Raw genomic sequence first — 17,189 nt, 5'->3', positions numbered from 1 at the left:
TATAGTATTATACCGTAAGGGGTATATGTACTTCTTGCAATATACGTGAGTTTACCGGAGATAACACTCAAAAAATGAAGCTATAAGTCAACAGCAATAAACAATAAGGTCTATATTGATATTAATTATAATCAATTCATAGTTAACTGAATTTCTACTAAAATAGTAGCCTTAAAAAGTAAATAAAAATAAATTTAAGGCAGTAAAAATCATGTCAATTTTTTACTCATTTACACTTCACATTTCAAATAAAAGGTGTATAATAAACGGCGTATTATGTTTTTATCAAAGCATAATCAATAAATTAATTTATCGTGATTAATAAGGAGAATTTAGTGTTATGAACAGCAAGGATAAAACGCCGATTATACTGTATTTGGGGGAATTCAATAATCAGTTAGAGGCGGAAATCGTTGTTAAAGAAAAAAGGGAGCCCTATTATTCATCAAATGAAGAAAGCCCGGCGATGATTCGCCGAGCCTATTTTCAGTCAGAACATTATAGAAAGAAGAGAAGGAATTAAGGCTACGCCTTCACAAACTCACACCCTGTTTTAATAGGGAAGTTTTCATACGTTACCCAATCACTGGAACTTCCCACATAAAGAGCGGATTCAATACCGATTTCACTCATGGCGAGCATAGCAAGGCAAGCCGTAATACCGGAGCCGCAATATGTCACAATTGGTGTCTTAGTCGTTTTCAAATCTTTGAACATTTCTTTCAACTCTGCTTCAGACTTTAAACCGTTAGCAGTATAACAATTTTCCCAATAATAGTTGACTGCTGTCGGAATATGACCGGTCATACCATCCATGGTATCGATAACGCTACCGTCATAACGTTCGCTCGCACGAGCATCAACGATGATGTGGTCACCATTTTCACTGGCTGCCAACACTTCGGCACGGCTCATAAGCATATGAGGTTGTAAACGATAATCAAGTTGACTTGTTTCGGTTGGTAATTCAGTTGAATCAGTAGTTAAAGTATGTCCTTCTTTTACCCATCGTTCAATGCCGCCTTCTAATACTTTTACAACGTCTAAGCCGATGTATTTGAGCATCCACCATAAACGACCGGCTAAGAAAATCCAGCTGTCACAAATAACAACAGGAGTATCTTTAGTAATACCAAAACGTTCCATTTTTTTAGCAAATTCAACCATGTTTGGCAAAGGATGACGACCACCATGTTCTTCAACGGGATCGGATAAATCACCGGCTAAATTAATTGCAAAGGCTCCTTCAATGTGACCTGTGGCATAAGCTTTATCATCACGTACATCTAAAATTACAACGTCTTTTTGAATATTGGCTAACTCTTGAGGTGTAATAAAATTTTTCATCTTCGTACCTCCATATATATTAATACTATATTAGAAAACATCTATATAGTGTTATTGTAACAAAAACTAGGCTTATAGGACAAAAAGTGTGTGTGGCTTTTTTAAATTAATCCCAATAAATTGGAAATTCCGTGGACATATGGAACTCATTCCAAACAATGGCATCCCCCCATTGCGGCAAGATATTATCCACACGGTTATTCCGCATTATCCTACGGTAAGTAGCAGCGATTGTTTTATCTGTAGGCATACATTTTAATATTTCAGCAACAGGAAGCGGTCTAGGTGAGTGCTCGTAACACCACCAATAGACCGCTTTTAATCGTCTTTCTAAGGATAACCCTCTGTGATCTCGTAACATCCCCCTAAGTTGCGCATTAACGCCTCCTTCCAGTCGATTGTTCGTTGTAGGTACGGTAATATCTACAAACGTCAGGTAGGTAAATAGAGTGTCATCTCTAATTAATCGTAAAAGTCCTGCCTCAGCTTTTAAGAGGCGTTCATGAGTAGCCCTTTTATTCCCATTTTCGTCGACTGTCATTTCCCGTAAGAAGTCATCAAATTCTTCTCTCCAAGCTAATAATCCATCAATCCAAGTATAAGCATCATCTATCGATTGAATCTTAAATAAACGCTTTGCCAGTTCATATAAAGCCTTGCCGGCTATTGTTTTTGGTGCAGAAGTTGTATACCTTCTTACTTGCGCAAAAACGTGAAATAAACAACGTTGATGGTTACTTGTCGGCCACCTCTTTGCCAAGGCCTTAGCAAATCCGGATCCGCCATCTGAGATAACAACACGCGGAGGAGCAATACGGTCCATTAATGCTTGCCAAGCTCTAGAGTTCTCATATCTACATACATACCAGCCTAACACATGGTCCTTACTACAACAAATAAGTACACAGAGCTTACGCGTTAGGTATATGCCGTCAAAGTAAAGCACATCATATACTTCCTCAATCTTTGGTGGAAGGCACCATATGGACCAAAATTTAGCGGTTTTACGTCTAAATGTACGCCCGCCTCCAGGCATATCCTGCTGCATCTGTTTACTAAATAACCATTTCAAAAACAGCTTTAGATTATGACTATCGGTGTTAATTTTGTTAGTGAAAGCGACTTTACAGTGCTTACAAAACCATCGCTGAGAACCGGATTTCAATATACCGTGTTTTATACATTTTCGACCACAATCAGGGCAAACTACTTGTTTAATATTAATCATCCTCCTATTTATGTTTTTATTTAGGAAGATATAATACCATTTTAGTCAGTAGTTATGTGGGTTCACGCATGTTTTTACACACACTTTTTGTCCACCCTTTATCTTTGTCAAAAAAAGATAAAAGTGCTATAAACCCAGTATCTATCTAGGTTTACAGCACTTTTTACACACACTTTTTGTCCTATAACTCAAAAACTATTGGTATAGCCAATAAAAAACCCCGGCAACCTTTCGGCTACCGGGGTTTAATACTTCATATCAAGCTATAAAGTATTATTCTGCTGTGAATGGCAACAAAGCAATAGCGCGAGCGCGTTTGATTGCTAATGTTAATTTACGCTGATGTTTAGCGCAAGTGCCGGAAATACGACGTGGAAGAATTTTGCCGCGTTCAGTCGTGAAACGACGAAGTTTAGCAATATCTTTGTAGTCGATTTGATCTACATGATCAACGCAGAAGTTACATACTTTTCTTCTTGGTTTTCTGCTTCTATCTCTTCTCATTATGTGAATCCTCCTTTTCGAATTAGTAGGAGTCCTAAACACTAGAACGGAATGTTTTCATCGTTGCTGCTACCGAAGTTATCAAAATTAGAAGACCCACCACCGAAGCTATCGGTGTTCTGAGTATCTAAGGATGTACCAACAAAGTTGGCTACTACTTCAGTTACATAGCGTTTTTGCCCATCCTGAGTTTCATAAGAACGGGTATTCAAACGACCTTCAACGAAACAACGGCTCCCTTTACGTAGGTTACCAGCTGCTTCCCCTAATTTACCCCAAGCTACACAGTTAATGAAGGCGGTTTGTTCCTTCTGTTCATTGGTAGTGGAATCAAAATATGTGTTTGTCGCAGCCACTGTAAATGATGCTACGGCTCTACCGGTTTTAGTAAAGCGCACTTCAGGGTCACGAGCTAAATTACCTAAGATCTGTACTGAGTTCATAGTAAACCTCCCAGAGCTTACTTGCCGTGTTTAACAATTAGGTGTTTAAGGACATCATCGTTGATTTTTAATACACGATCGATTTCTTTGATTTCTGCAGGATCTGCTTCAAAGTTAACCAATACGTAGAAACCGTCAGTGAATTTTTTCACTGCGTAAGCAAGACGACGCTTGCCCCAACGATCTACCTTTTCTACTGTGCCGCCTACACGAGCAATCAAAGCTTCTACTTTTTCAATAACCGCGTTGGTTGTCTCTTCTTCGGCTGGTTTCACAATCACCATGACTTCGTATTTGTTCATACAAAATCACCTCCTCTTTTGGACATATGCCCCTATCTTCCATAGGGGTAGGAAGCGCTTACCATCAATAAGCTTTTCAATTATATACTAATTCTAATAAAAAGGCAAATTTTTTATGAAAAAAAGCCCAAAATTTCCAATAATTACTATTTGCTGTTTATACTATTCTAATTTTCTATAGAAAATGACATTTTTAACTATACACCGAACTCTACACAGAGTATACTTAAATAAGAGTGTATATCAAAAAGATTGCAATGATTACAATATTATTATATATGTAGGAGGTTTGACCTATGAAAATCAGAGTAGGCATTGTAGGCTACGGCAACTTGGGCCGTGGCGTAGAAGCGGCTGTAAAATTACAGCCGGACATGGAATTAGTTGGTGTTTTTTCTCGTCGTAACGGTTTAGAAACAGTGAGCGGCGTGCCAAGCTACGCTATGAGTGAATTGGAAAGCTTCAAGGGCAAAATCGACGTTATGGTTCTTTGCGGCGGTTCCGCTACAGACTTAATCGAACAGACTCCGATGGTGGCTAAACATTTCACCGTTATCGACAGCTTCGATACCCATGCACGCATTCCGGAACATTTTGAAAATGTTAACAAAGCAGCTAAAGAAGGCGGCAATGCGGCATTAATTTCTTGCGGTTGGGATCCGGGCATGTTCTCCTTGCAACGCGTTTTTGCCGAAAGCATTTTGCCACAGGGTAAATCCTACACCTTCTGGGGCCGCGGTGTCAGCCAGGGTCACTCCGACGCCATTCGTCGTTTGGATGGCGTAGTGGATGCTCGTCAGTATACTGTACCTCGCGAAGAATATTTGGAACAGATTCGTCAGGGTCAAACTCCTGAAGTGACGGCTCAGTCCGGTCACCTTCGTGAATGCTATGTAGTCGCCGCTGAAGGGGCTGACAAAGATAAAATCGAAAACGAAATCAAAACTATGGAAAACTACTTCGTTGGTTATGAAACCATCGTTCATTTCATCTCCCAAGAAGAACTCGACAAAAACCATAAAGGCATTCCACACGGCGGTTTCGTACTTCGCAGCGGTGAAAGCACCGAAGGTACCCGTCACGTTGTAGAATATTCCTTAAAACTCGACAGCAATCCTGAATTCACCGGCTCTGTATTGACGGCCTATGCACGCGGTATTTATCGCTTAGCTAAACACGGCGGCACCGGTGCTTACACTGTGTTCGATATTCCACCGGCTTGGATTTCTACCCACAGTGCTGAAGAATTGCGCGCTCATTCTTTATAATTCGTAACAATATATTAATACCAACAATAGAATAACCTATATACTAAGAGGCTGTAACGAAAACAGATTTTCTGTTATCGTTACGGTCTTTTTTTGTGTATTAACTAAACGTTTAACTCAGTAGTACACTACTTTAAAACCTCTATACTATCTTTTTGGGTACTATAGCACTTTAAAGTGCATTCTTCCTTTCAAATCATATTTAGCATATAATGAATCCATCAGCTGATAAGAATTATTTTCAAAATTTACAAATACATTAATAAATTAGGATTCATTACCGAATACTAACATTTAATACTGCAAAATAAATAACCAAGACTATGTTACAATAAAAGGAGATATATTATGTTACATGAAATTAATTGGCCACACGAATATTTACCGGGTACAACCGACAACTTTGCTTCCAACGAAGTGATTATCCAAGGAGTTACGGCTGCCGAAGCTTTTGACAATTTAATCGATACCGCCATTTGGCCAACTTATTATAAAAATGTGGCCGATGTGGAGTTTGACAATACTAAAGGTACCAAGCTTGCTGAAAATACGCGTTTTCGTTTTAAAACCTTCGGTTTCCCTATCGAAGCAGAAATTACCGAATTTGAAGCGCCAAAAGGTGATCAACCGGGCCGTTTAGCTTGGCATGGCTGGGCTGAAGGCGACGCCGAAACGCGTCTTGATGTAATCCATGCTTGGCTCATTGAAGATTTATCGGAGAATCGTGTGCGTATTTTGACTCAAGAATCTCAAATCGGCAAACCCGCCGTGGCTTTACACGAAGACCCAACAGATCCAATGAATATCGGCCATCAGGACTGGCTCCGTGGCTTAGCGGCTACTTTATTAAAAGCAAAAGCCGGTAAATAATAAATTATATTTTTAGGAAGGGATTATCATGGCTACCAAAAATTCTATGTTTCAATGCCCCGTTGAAGCGGCTCTAAGCCTGTTAGGCGGCAAATATAAATGCATCATCTTATGGCATTTATTGGAACGTACTCATCGTTATAGTGAATTACAGCGTGTCATTCCTCAGGCAACGCCAAAAATGTTAACCCAGCAGCTGCGTGAACTGGAAGATGCGGGCGTTATCGAACGCAAAGTCTATCCCGTAGTCCCACCTAAAACAGAATACAGCTTAACGGAATTCGGCCTCACTTTATCCCCTATTATCGAGTCCATGTGTGACTGGGGCAAAACGTATATGGGAGATAGAATTGCACCAAAAGATTGTAATTCGTAAATACTGAGTAATATTAACAACTAAAAATTCCTCTTTAAAGCAACTTAGAGATAACATCTTTAAGTTGCTTTTTTATTTGCTTTTTTAAATTACTTCTTGCTTTCCCCCTCAATGACTGATTATCTAAAATTGATCTTCCTAATATTTATTTCATCTGCCCCTTGATTTTAATTTAAACAGCGTTTAAAATTAAATTGTAAATTAAACAATGTTTAAATTTTAAAATAAAACAGCAAACTATATTACAATTCTTATTTTTCTAATCTATATAAAGGACATAATTATGGCAGAATCAACGAAAGATAAAATCATCAACACAACCTATCGCTTAATGCTCAATAATGACGATATCAGCAGCATCACGGTACGCATGATTGCCGCCGAAGCAGACGTCAACGTGGCACTCGTTAATTACCATTTTAAAAATAAAGAAAACCTCTTTAATGAGGTCATCAACCAAATTCTAATCCGTGCCAAAGAGTTTTTTAAACTCCTCGAAGACGAAAAAACGCCGCCGCGCAAGCGTTTATTCGATTTTTTATTGCAATATCAACAGCATTTAGCCAAGCATAAGAAGTTTATTTTCTATCTCTTTTCATCAAAGCAAACCTTCCCAACCCAGATGACCTATCTTAAATTCTTACGAACCCAAGGGGTTGCCAAAATAATGAGTCATGTAGCCCTCCTCATTAAAGAGCAACAACCGGATGCCTCCGATGAAGCCATACGTAATATGACTAAATTTACCTTCAGCCACTTAATCTCCATTTTGGTCTTTCCGGTTATTTACAGCGCCTCTATTAATGAAGGCGTTAAGACAATGAAAGATGTCTTCATTTCGCCGGAAGAAACCAAAGCATCATTGCATTTCTTTTTTGATACCTATTTCCCGGAATGCGAGATTGAATCGAAGCATAAAATGTAAGCCAGAACTCTAATATCAAGTGATATCTTTTTTACTACTTAGCTAAGGAGCCCCCTATGAAAAAGAAATATATCCCCATCGGCCTGGTGCTGATTCTTTTAATCGGCATCACCATCTACTACTTCTACCCCCGCACAACTACCGGCAAGGTGAACACGGTAGGTACCATCGAAGTTCACCAATACGATATTACTCCGCGCAGCAGCGGTTATATTTCAGGTCTTGATGTAGATCTCGGCAGCCGCATCACCGCCGGTGAAACACTATTTACCTTATCTGAACCAACCACCAACACAGCCCTTGATGCCGCTAAAGCATCGCTCGCTCAAGGAGCCGCCAACTTAGCGGATTTACAAGCCGGTGCTCGTGAAGATCAAATCAAAGCATACAAAGCCTTGGTCGACTCCGCGACCGTTACACGTGACCAAGCGCTACGTGAATTTAATCGCTATGACGCCTTATATGCCGAAGATGCTGTGTCCGCCCAAGTACGCGATCAAAAACAACAAGCCTATGAGGTAGCCCAGCAGAACCTCACCAAAGCGACGGCCGATTACCAAGAATTATTACAGGGCACCCGCAGCCAACAGATTGCCGCTGCCCAGGCTCAGGTAGAAGCGTTAAACGCTAATGTAGCCTCTGCCCAAAGCCGCGTGGAAGATTTAATTATGAAAAGCCCGGTTAACGGCCTTGTTTTAACCAAGAACTACAATAAAGGTGAATATGTGAAAGCCGGCGCACCTGTTTTAACCATCGCCGATATGCAGGATGCGTGGGTCCATATCTACGTGTCGACCGAGCAATTGGCTCTCATTAAAGTAGGCGACAAAGCACAAATCAAAGTAGACGGCTTACCAAACCAAATCTTTGAAGGCTATATTGAACGCATCAGCCCCGAAGCGGAATATACGCCGCGTCAAAGTATCACTAAAACGGAACGCTCAAATTTAGTATATAAAGTGCGTATTAAAGTAAAAAATGGTGAGGAAATTCTTAAACCGGGTATGCCCGTGGATGTGGTGATTCCATGATTAGCATTCAAAATGTCCACAAACATTACGGCGATGTGCACGCCCTTAAGGGTATCAACCTGACCATTCCGGACGGTGAAATGTTTGGCCTCGTTGGTGCCGACGGTGCCGGCAAATCATCGCTCCTTCGCATGCTTTGCGGACTAATCGTCCCAAACGAAGGCACTATAACTATTAATGGTGCCTCGCCGCGCGACATAAAGCACACTATCGGCTATGTATCGCAGCTCTTCGCCTTATATCCCAATCTAAGTGTGTACGAAAACCTCGAGTTGTATGGTCGTCTATACGGACTCAGTAAGGATGATCTGCACAGTAAATGTGATACTCTCGCCGAATATGTAGGCCTTGGCCAATTTAAAGACCGCATGGCCAATGATTTATCCGGCGGCATGAAGCAGAAATTAGCTTTAGCCGTAGCGCTCTTAAACACACCAAAACTACTCATTTTGGATGAACCTTCAACCGGTGTCGACCCCTTATCACGCCGCGAATTATGGACTTTAATCAAAAAAATCAACCAAGACGGTACCACCGTGGTAGTCGCTACGCCTTTCATGGACGAAGCAGACTACTGCACGCAGATTGCTTTTTTTGAAGCCGGTCAAATCTTAGCCCTCGGCACGCCACAAGAACTACGAGCTCAGACCAATGTAAAAGCAAACCAAACACTGGACGAAGTATATATTCGCCTCGTCAATAAAAACAACGAACTTACCGCCGATTATGCAGTGCACCATGACTTTGAGCGACTCACCGATAAACCAATCGTTATTCAAACGCAAGACCTGGTGCGCCGATTCGGTGATTTTACAGCCGTCAACAAGCTTAATATTACTATTAAAGAAGGGGAAATCTTCGGGTTGCTCGGCTCCAACGGCTGCGGTAAATCCACGACTATTCGCATGCTCTGCGGCACCTTGACCCCTACGACCGGCCAAATCGAAGTACTCAATACGGATGTGACAAAGCATGTGTCACTCATAAAATCAAGCATCGGTTACATGTCTCAAAAATTCAGTCTCTATGCCGATTTAACAGTCATGGAAAACCTCACCTTTTACGGTCGCGTCTACGGCTTAAAAAAGGCTGAATTAGCCGAACGCATCGATACCGTCATCAACGAACTTGAATTACACGACATTAAGAACCGCTTAGTCCGTGAATTACCGACCGGCTGGCGCCAACGAGCCTCTTTAGGAGCCGCCATTTTACATAAACCGGCCATCGTGTACCTGGATGAGCCGACCAGTGGTGTCGATCCGTTGACACGTCGTCAATTCTGGGACGTCATCAATAAATTATCCGACCGAGGCACCACGATATTAGTAACCACCCACTTCATGGACGAAGCGGAACAATGTGACCGCATTCTCTTTATGGATAAAGGATCTAAAATTATCGAAGGTCGCCCTAAAGTATTAAAAGAAACCACACCGGGTGCTCATAATTTGGAAGATGCCTTTATTTATTATATGAAACAAGCTAGGAGTCAATGATATGCAACGAATTTGGGCTATACTGATAAAAGAGTTTCACCAGATGAAACGGGATAAAGCCACCTTATTTATGCTGATTTTAATGCCCTTAATGCAGCTCATTATTTTCGGCTACGCCATCAATACGGATGTAAAACATGTACCGACGGTTATTTATGACCAATCAAGAAGCGAAGAAAGCCGCGAGCTTATTAATGCCTTCGTGGGCACCTCCTACTATGATGTCGTTGAATATGTAGATAGCAGCCAGGCCATGTTAGACAGCATTTATTCCGGTAAGGCCGTAGCGGCCCTCACCTTTCCGCCAACCTTCAGTGAGGATATTAAACACGGGCGCACCGCGGAAATGCAACTCATCGTCGACGCCAGTGACAATACCATAGCCAACAGCGCCATCAGCACGGCACAACTCTTAGGACAACAGCGGTCCCTAAGTATTACGTCACAACGCTTGCTGGCTACCGGCCAAGCGATGCCATCTGGTAATGCCATTGAAGTTAAAATCAACCCCTGGTTCAACCCGGATTTCATAACCGCCTATAACATTGTGCCGGGCATTATCAGCCTCATGATTACCATGACCTTGGTAAGTATTACGGCCATGGCTATCGTGCGCGAGCAGGAGGTGGGTACCTTGGAACAGTTAATGGTAACGCCGCTCAAAGACTATGAAATCATCATCGGCAAAGTAATTCCCTATGTAATCATCGGCTACGCTCAGGCGGGTATCGCTTTGGTAGCAGGGATTCTGCTATTTGATGTGCCGTTTCAAGGCAGTTTTTTCGTCCTCTTTATGACAACGACCATCTTCCTCATCGCCTCATTGATGCTGGGAATCCTCGTTTCCACCGTGGCCAAAACCCAGCTCCAAGCCATGCAGATGTCGATCTTGGTATATATGCCGAGCATTTTGTTATCCGGTTTTATGTTCCCCCGTGTGGCCATGGATGCCATTTTTCAATACCTTGGCGCCATCATGCCCATGACCTTCTACTTGACCATCATCCGCGGCATCATGCTAAAAGGAATAGGTGTCGAGTATTTATGGCCACAGATTTTTGCCCTTATTACCTTCATTATCATCACCGGTTTTATCAGTATCCACACCTTTACCAATAAACGTAAAAACGGTTAACAGTGCATCCGCGCAGTTTCTATGTTATAATAAATTGTTAACATAGTAATTTATAACTAACATAGACGTCGGTGGTTCCCATAATCACCTATAGCAGACTTAACTGATGAGTGAGGAGAATGAAATGAGTACAAATCTTGAAGTAGGTATTGTAGGCCTTCCTAATGTGGGCAAAAGTACGCTGTTTAACGCTATTACCAAGGCCGGTGCCGAAGCGGCCAACTATCCGTTCTGTACAATCGAACCTAACGTAGGTGTGGTTGACGTGCCGGATGACCGCATCAATCAATTGGCCGTTATGTTTAAATCTAAAAAAATTATTCCGGCTGCTATGCGTTTCGTTGACATTGCCGGTCTCGTAGCCGGTGCTTCCAAAGGCGAAGGTTTGGGCAATAAATTCCTTAGCCACATCCGCCAGGTTGACGCTATCGCCCAGGTTGTACGTTGTTTTGATGACCCTAACATCACTCACGTAGCCGGTTCCATCGATCCGATTCGTGATATTGAAATCATCAACACGGAACTTTGCTTGGCCGACCTTGATTCCGTTGAAAAACGTAAACAGCGTATTGAAAAAATCGCCAAGAGCGGTGACAAAGATGCTCGCATCGAACTTCCGATTTTGGAAAAAGTCATCGAAGGTCTCGGCGAAGCCATTCCGATACGTGCCCAAGGTCTCGACGAAGAAGAGTTGGAAATTCTTAAAGAGTTAACCTTGTTAACGGCTAAGAAATCCTTATATGTAGCCAATGTATCGGAAGATGAAATTTCTGATTACGAAGCTAACGAATATGTAAAGAAAGTAGAAGAATATGCGGCCAACGAAGGTTCCGGCGTCGTAGTTGTATCCGCTCGTATCGAATCGGAAATCGCCGAATTATCCGATGAAGAAGCGGCGGCATTCCTTGAAGAACTCGGTCTTACCGAAAGCGGTTTAACTAAGTTAATTAAAGCCAGCTATTCCTTATTGGGCCTTATCAACTTCTTCACTGCCGGTGAAATGGAAGCCCGCGCTTGGACTATCGTAGAAGGTACGAAAGCCCCTCAAGCAGCCGGCAAAATTCACTCCGACATTGAAAAAGGCTTTATCCGTGCGGAAATCGTAGCGTTTGACGACCTTGTAGCTTGCGGCAGCCAGAATGCGGCCAAAGAAAAAGGTCTTGTTCGCCTCGAAGGTAAAGACTATGTCATGAAAGATGGCGATGTAACCTACTTCCGCTTCAATGTGTAAGCATTAATATGTAATGTTAAAATATATTGTTAAAATATATCGTTACAATATAACGGTTATCTGTTTTAAGAAAATAAAATAAACATTAATAGCTTATTGGCTATAACAAAAAATGTACGCAGTCCAAAATCGGAACTGCGTACATTTTTTTCTGTTTATTCTGTTTACCGGCTAAGCTGTCATATTAAGTTTGGCTTAGTATTTCAATTTACCCATTGGTACATAAATCGTACCGGAAGACATAGGTCCTACGGTGCCCTGCTGGAAGATAACAAAAATTTCATGGTCTTCCGTAGCATAGAAATCGGAAGGAACTTTGTCGACCGTTCTGTTTTCAGGGAAAAACTGTGGCTTTAAATCTTCATCATTGGCAATAGCCTGATTTAATTCATCTAATTTAACGCCGCCAAAGTCATGCAAGGTCAACACTTTGCCACTGGTGCTGTTAAAGGTGAACGCTTTTACTGTATTCAAACCGTTAGCAGCTTGGTCACCAATGGTATACGATTTAAGCAATACACTGAAGATCCCTTTGTCATTGGCTTTAACATCATATGTCATGTACAGATTTTCTTTTACATCCGCTTTAAGATTGTTTTTTTCCAAATTCTTTTGCAATGTTTGTACGTATTTGGTGATTCGACTGTTAATTTCCTTTGTTACCACCGGGCTGACGGATGTTACTGTCGGATAGGTAACATGGATGCGGTCACCACTGATAGCGATTGGTTGAACGGCTACGGATAAACGCTGATAATACGCATTCGCTTCCGGAACTTTCACCAAATCCGCTTCACGCGACAGTTCATCGGATGCTTCCCACATAGCTTTATTGGAAGCCGGCGAAATATCCGAAGATACACGTTTAGTCATAACGCCGGTCGTATTGTTATGTGCTTCGGTCGGCGTCTGTACTGCCACAATATCGCCGTTGTCATCGACTACAGCAGCAGCCGGTTCGGAATCCACTTTTACAACGGCCACGTCAGCAGCATTAACGCCGCCAAAACCGCCCAAAGCGATGGATCCGAATACAGCGGCCATTATATATTTTTGCCATTTCTGTTTCATAAAAAATTCCTCCTTCATTCCCCTTTATGGCTGATGTACTTTAATACATTAAATCATGCCAAAAAACACTATATATTTATAATATAGCAAAAAACGGTGAAAAAATCGTGATATTCTGCATTTTTTCATGATGATTTATGATGTATACAATATAGAGTTAAATTTGAGATTGATTTTTGTCCACAGTTTTTGTACAATCGTCTTGTAGGATTATTAAGTGTTCTATTTTTTATTCTCTCAAGGAGGGTTAGTATGAAGCATGATTTTATGAGTCATGACTTACATCTGCCGGAATTGACGTTCCGCGGTATGCTATTAGGCGTACTCATTACTATTATTTTTACCGCGTCAAACGTTTACTTGGGCTTAAAAGTTGGCTTAACCTTCTCCAGCTCCATTCCAGCCGCTGTAATTTCCATGGCTATCCTTCGTTTTTTCAAAGACTCCAACGTTCTTGAAAACAACATGGTTCAAACCCAAGCATCGGCTGCCGGTACTTTATCGGCTGTTATTTTCGTTTTGCCGGGCCTCTTGATGCTAGGCTATTGGCAAGGCTTCCCTTACATGCAAACTTTATTACTTTGTGCCTGCGGCGGTTGTTTAGGTGTATTATTTACGATTCCGCTTCGTCGTGCCATGGTAGTAAACAGCGATCTTCCATATCCGGAAGGCCGTGCTGCTGCTGAAATTCTTAAAGTAGGCAGTCAGAATCATGGCGACAGCGCTAAACAAAGCGCCAGCGGTATGAAAGAAATCGTAAGCGGCGGTATTTTTGCCGGTATCATCAGTCTTTTCACCAACGGCTTCCATTACTTGGCCGGTGAAATGAGCTTCTGGTTCGGTGTTGGCCGCGGGGTTACTCAGTTCCCTCTCGGCTTCTCCACTGCCTTACTCGGTGCCGGTTTCCTTATCGGTATCTCCAGTGGTATCGCTATCTTGGTTGGTATGATTATCGCTTGGGGCGGTTTCGTGCCTTACTTGACCAATGTATTGCCTATGGGCGATGCTAAGTCGGTAGAATCCTTCGCTATGGCCGTTTGGAAAGAAAAGGTTCGTTTTATCGGTGCCGGATGTATCGGTATTGCCGCTATTTGGACCCTCATTACCTTGGCAAAACCAATTGTTGAAGGTATGCGTATTTCCGTTCAAAATATGAAAATGTCCGGCGAAGAACGTGAAACTCATCGTATGGATACAGATATGAAGCCTTCTACTATCGCACTTGTATTCTTGCTTATTTTAGTTGGCCTCGTTGTTTGTTTCTACTCCTTCGTAAGTGCCGTTGACATCAGTCCTGCTCTTATGTGGACATTCGTTATCTGCGGTATCGTTATCGCTCTTTGCATCGGCTTCTTCGTAGCTGCTGCCTGCGGTTACATGGCCGGTCTTATCGGTACATCCGCCAGCCCAATCTCCGGTATCGGTATTTTGGGTATCATCATTTCGTCCCTCGTAGTATTCGCCATTGCATCTGCCAATGACTTATTCGCTACTGAAGCAGGCGTAAAATTCGCTACTGCTATGGCCTTATTCATGACCAGTGTGGTTGTTTGTATTGCCGCTATTTCCAACGATAACTTACAAGACCTCAAAACCGGTCAACTCGTAGGTGCTACACCTTGGAAACAGCAGGTAGCTTTACTTATCGGTTCCGTAGCCGGCGCCATCGCTATCGCTCCGGTTCTTAACCTTTTATACGAAGCTTATGGTTTCACCGGTGCGTTACCTCGTGCCGAAATGGATCCATCCGCTGCCTTGTCGGCACCGCAAGCTACTTTGATGACAACAATTGCGCAAGGTATCTTCAGCTCCAATCTTGATTGGGATTACATCCTTATCGGTGTGGGCATCGGTATTATCGGTATTATCGTTAACTTAGTATTAAAGAGCACAACAGCTACTTTATCCTTACCGCCATTGGCTATCGGGATGGGTATCTATTTACCGCCTTCCCTCGAAATGCCGCTCGTTATCGGTTCTTTAATGAGCTATTTCGTTGGCAAATACTTAGTAAAACGTGCTAAAGAACGTAGCGGTGAATTGGCTGATGCCGATGTTGAACAATGTAACCGTCGCGGCGTTCTCTTCGCTTCCGGTATGATCGTAGGCGAAAGCTTAATCGGTGTAATTATTGCGGTTATCATCGTTATCTCCGTAACTTCCGGCGGTGGCGAAGATCCACTCAGCATGGTTGGCAAAGACTTTGCAAATACTGCTGAATGGCTTGGTTTAGGTGTCTTTATCCTCACAATTGCTTACTTCGTAAATCTTGTATTATCGACTAAGTTCAATCGTGAAGAAGCGCTCGAAATCCAACGCATTAACGAAGAAGAACATAAATAAAATCTTACAAATCTAATCATGAAAACTGTCATGTCCGAAAGGATGTGGCAGTTTTTTTGGCTCTTTGTCAAATTTTGGGGCGCTAAAGAGTCTATGCACTTTGAGGAAGGACATGCGACATAACTGTTGCGTGTCCTTTTCTTGCATTGATGAATAAAATCCGGTTTCGGAAGTAGTGGAAGTTCCGTATCCCAAAAGAGCAACGTTTTAAAACTTTAATTTTGTTGTTGCAACCCTCGGTAAAGCCGTTTGAATATGGTAAGGTTAAGGCATTAATAATTTCGTCGCTCCAAGAGGAGAACGTTTTTAAGAGGGATTGAAATTCAGATAGTTCAGAGTCAAAAACTAATGAAAGCCATTCATTTATGGACCTTAGAATATCGCGCCTCCGTTTAAATTTCAACACTGTATGGAAGGTATATTTTAGCATATAGGCACGGTGTAATCTCGATGAATAGTGAAACATATCCATCAGTTTTGCATATTCATTGTCAGTTAAATCCTTAAAATGTTTAGTCAATATTCGCTTATTCGTTTTGAAGGTTCGGCTTGCATTAGTTAAGGTATTTTGCTCAGCTTTACGCACTCGCTCAAGGGCAAAGGTCACCAGCCGGATTAAGTGGAATCTGTCAGCAACAATATGAGCTTTAGGGAAGCATTGCTTCATGACGGAGCGGAATTGGAGGGACATGTCCATTGTGATGTATTTTACGTTGTTTCGTACGTGTCTTGGGAATTGCAAAAAGTACTGTATTAGCTTGACTGTATCTCGTTTAGGCAGAATATCCAGTATTTTATGGTCAGTAGGATCGGTAAGGATGACCTGGTATTTTTGGCCGGCTGCATTGCCTTTAAATTCATCAATAGATAATACCGCAGGTAATGTCTTGGGCCGGCTATAGTTAATTTCCTTAAAAATGCGAATAACTTGAGTTACGCTAATATGACAATGTTTAGCAACTGCTGTTAGAGATTTTACCTCTGACAATTCAGTAATGACCACTTCTCGTAGTCGGGGGGTAGTCCTAAGATAGCGCGTAGAGAACTCTGTTTTTTCATTAAACGTGCGTCCGCAAGTGCAGCTATACCGGCGTTGACGATAGATAAGGCGAATCGGCTTTTCATTGGTTGTAGTGTGGCGGATTGTACGATGTGTATAGCCTTTTATACGCGTTGTTTCCTTATGGCAATTAGGACAAACATGAGGTTTTACCGGCACCATCACATGTAATACATATTCTTCTGAAGTTTCTCTCATATTTTGGATATGTGAATCTTTTATTCCGAGCATTTTTCCTATATAATTAAGACTAGACATATTGAATAAACATCCTTTCGTTAATTGTTAGCACCTTTATTGTATCGGATTTTATTCAATATGTCTTTTTTTGTGCAAAAAAAGTAGGCGCCAAGAGGACACGCAACTAGCGTTTCTCTTTAGCGCCCCAAAATAAATTATAGAACCGTTTTTTTATCTCCTACAAAAATCTTACAAAACCTTGAAAAATTTTTATTAAATTTTACATTTTTCATCTTGAATGTTTACACTATTATGATTTAATGAAAAATATGTGGTGCACTAAATTGTAATCTAGTATATTAAAACCTTATTCAAG

At 41.7% G+C, this 17,189-nt stretch carries 17 protein-coding genes; 10 read left to right on the top strand and 7 right to left on the bottom strand.

Annotated elements, in window-relative coordinates; genetic code table 11:
- Positions 1 to 340 precede the first annotated feature (340 nt).
- Positions 341 to 523, top strand: a complete 183-nt coding sequence (locus tag CCC71_RS01840; protein ID WP_021840305.1) for a hypothetical protein — start codon at positions 341 to 343, stop codon at positions 521 to 523.
- A gap of 2 nt (positions 524 to 525) precedes the next feature.
- Here the strand turns inward: CCC71_RS01840 and CCC71_RS01835 are convergent, their stop codons facing one another.
- The 5 genes from CCC71_RS01835 to rpsF form a co-directional block, all read right to left on the bottom strand.
- Positions 526 to 1,347, bottom strand: coding sequence for a sulfurtransferase (locus CCC71_RS01835; RefSeq protein ID WP_021840306.1), 822 nt, complete (start codon positions 1,345 to 1,347; stop codon positions 526 to 528).
- 106 nt (positions 1,348 to 1,453) lie between these two features.
- On the bottom strand, positions 1,454 to 2,566 hold the full coding sequence (locus tag CCC71_RS01830; protein WP_296333591.1) for an IS1249 family transposase: 1,113 nt from the start codon (positions 2,564 to 2,566) through the stop codon (positions 1,454 to 1,456).
- 282 nt (positions 2,567 to 2,848) lie between these two features.
- Positions 2,849 to 3,079, bottom strand: coding sequence for a 30S ribosomal protein S18 (gene rpsR / locus CCC71_RS01825; protein ID WP_006555209.1), 231 nt, complete (start codon positions 3,077 to 3,079; stop codon positions 2,849 to 2,851).
- Between the two features lie 41 nt (positions 3,080 to 3,120).
- Positions 3,121 to 3,522, bottom strand: coding sequence for a single-stranded DNA-binding protein (locus CCC71_RS01820; protein ID WP_021840307.1), 402 nt, complete (start codon positions 3,520 to 3,522; stop codon positions 3,121 to 3,123).
- A 17-nt stretch (positions 3,523 to 3,539) separates the two neighbouring features.
- Positions 3,540 to 3,824, bottom strand: coding sequence for a 30S ribosomal protein S6 (rpsF, locus tag CCC71_RS01815; RefSeq protein WP_006555211.1), 285 nt, complete (start codon positions 3,822 to 3,824; stop codon positions 3,540 to 3,542).
- Positions 3,825 to 4,120: 296 nt separating this feature from the next.
- Between rpsF and CCC71_RS01810 the strand changes: the two genes are divergently transcribed.
- The 8 genes from CCC71_RS01810 to ychF all read left to right on the top strand — a co-directional run bounded on the left by CCC71_RS01810 (position 4,121) and on the right by ychF (position 12,159).
- Entirely contained in the window at positions 4,121 to 5,092 is a 972-nt protein-coding gene (locus CCC71_RS01810) for a diaminopimelate dehydrogenase (protein WP_021840308.1), read from the top strand.
- Positions 5,093 to 5,440: 348 nt separating this feature from the next.
- Complete coding sequence (locus tag CCC71_RS01805) at positions 5,441 to 5,962, top strand: SRPBCC family protein (protein ID WP_021840309.1); 522 nt, start codon at positions 5,441 to 5,443, stop codon at positions 5,960 to 5,962.
- A gap of 28 nt (positions 5,963 to 5,990) precedes the next feature.
- The gene (locus CCC71_RS01800) at positions 5,991 to 6,338 is read left to right on the top strand and encodes a winged helix-turn-helix transcriptional regulator (protein ID WP_021840310.1); all 348 of its coding nucleotides are present in this window, start codon (positions 5,991 to 5,993) and stop codon (positions 6,336 to 6,338) included.
- A 283-nt stretch (positions 6,339 to 6,621) separates the two neighbouring features.
- Positions 6,622 to 7,263, top strand: a complete 642-nt coding sequence (locus CCC71_RS01795) for a TetR/AcrR family transcriptional regulator (RefSeq protein ID WP_021840311.1) — start codon at positions 6,622 to 6,624, stop codon at positions 7,261 to 7,263.
- Positions 7,264 to 7,319: 56 nt separating this feature from the next.
- The gene (locus CCC71_RS01790) at positions 7,320 to 8,294 is read left to right on the top strand and encodes an HlyD family secretion protein (RefSeq protein ID WP_021840312.1); all 975 of its coding nucleotides are present in this window, start codon (positions 7,320 to 7,322) and stop codon (positions 8,292 to 8,294) included.
- Positions 8,291 to 9,793, top strand: coding sequence for an ATP-binding cassette domain-containing protein (locus CCC71_RS01785; RefSeq protein ID WP_156705584.1), 1,503 nt, complete (start codon positions 8,291 to 8,293; stop codon positions 9,791 to 9,793). The genes CCC71_RS01790 and CCC71_RS01785 overlap by 4 nt, the downstream gene beginning before the upstream one ends.
- Before the next feature lies 1 nt (position 9,794).
- Positions 9,795 to 10,928, top strand: coding sequence for an ABC transporter permease (locus tag CCC71_RS01780; protein ID WP_296332724.1), 1,134 nt, complete (start codon positions 9,795 to 9,797; stop codon positions 10,926 to 10,928).
- Positions 10,929 to 11,052: 124 nt separating this feature from the next.
- Complete coding sequence (gene ychF / locus CCC71_RS01775) at positions 11,053 to 12,159, top strand: redox-regulated ATPase YchF (RefSeq protein ID WP_021840315.1); 1,107 nt, start codon at positions 11,053 to 11,055, stop codon at positions 12,157 to 12,159.
- A 195-nt stretch (positions 12,160 to 12,354) separates the two neighbouring features.
- On the opposite strand, the gene CCC71_RS01770 is transcribed toward ychF, so the two are convergent.
- Positions 12,355 to 13,230: a DUF3298 and DUF4163 domain-containing protein gene (locus CCC71_RS01770; RefSeq protein ID WP_226974593.1), complete on the bottom strand. Its 876-nt coding sequence runs from the start codon at positions 13,228 to 13,230 to the stop codon at positions 12,355 to 12,357.
- A 252-nt stretch (positions 13,231 to 13,482) separates the two neighbouring features.
- Between CCC71_RS01770 and CCC71_RS01765 the strand changes: the two genes are divergently transcribed.
- A complete protein-coding gene (locus CCC71_RS01765; protein WP_226974592.1) occupies positions 13,483 to 15,573 on the top strand; it encodes an OPT family oligopeptide transporter in 2,091 nt (696 codons plus the stop codon).
- A 91-nt stretch (positions 15,574 to 15,664) separates the two neighbouring features.
- On the opposite strand, the gene CCC71_RS01760 is transcribed toward CCC71_RS01765, so the two are convergent.
- Positions 15,665 to 16,831 (bottom strand): ISL3 family transposase, encoded by a 1,167-nt coding sequence (locus CCC71_RS01760; protein WP_296332595.1) that lies wholly within the window; start codon positions 16,829 to 16,831, stop codon positions 15,665 to 15,667.
- Between the last annotated feature and the right edge of the window lie 358 nt (positions 16,832 to 17,189).

Source organism: Veillonella sp. LMAG:90, from assembly GCF_008679445.1.
Classification (GTDB): Bacteria; Bacillota; Negativicutes; order Veillonellales; family Veillonellaceae; genus Veillonella_A.
This window is presented reverse-complemented; position numbering and strand designations above follow the sequence as displayed.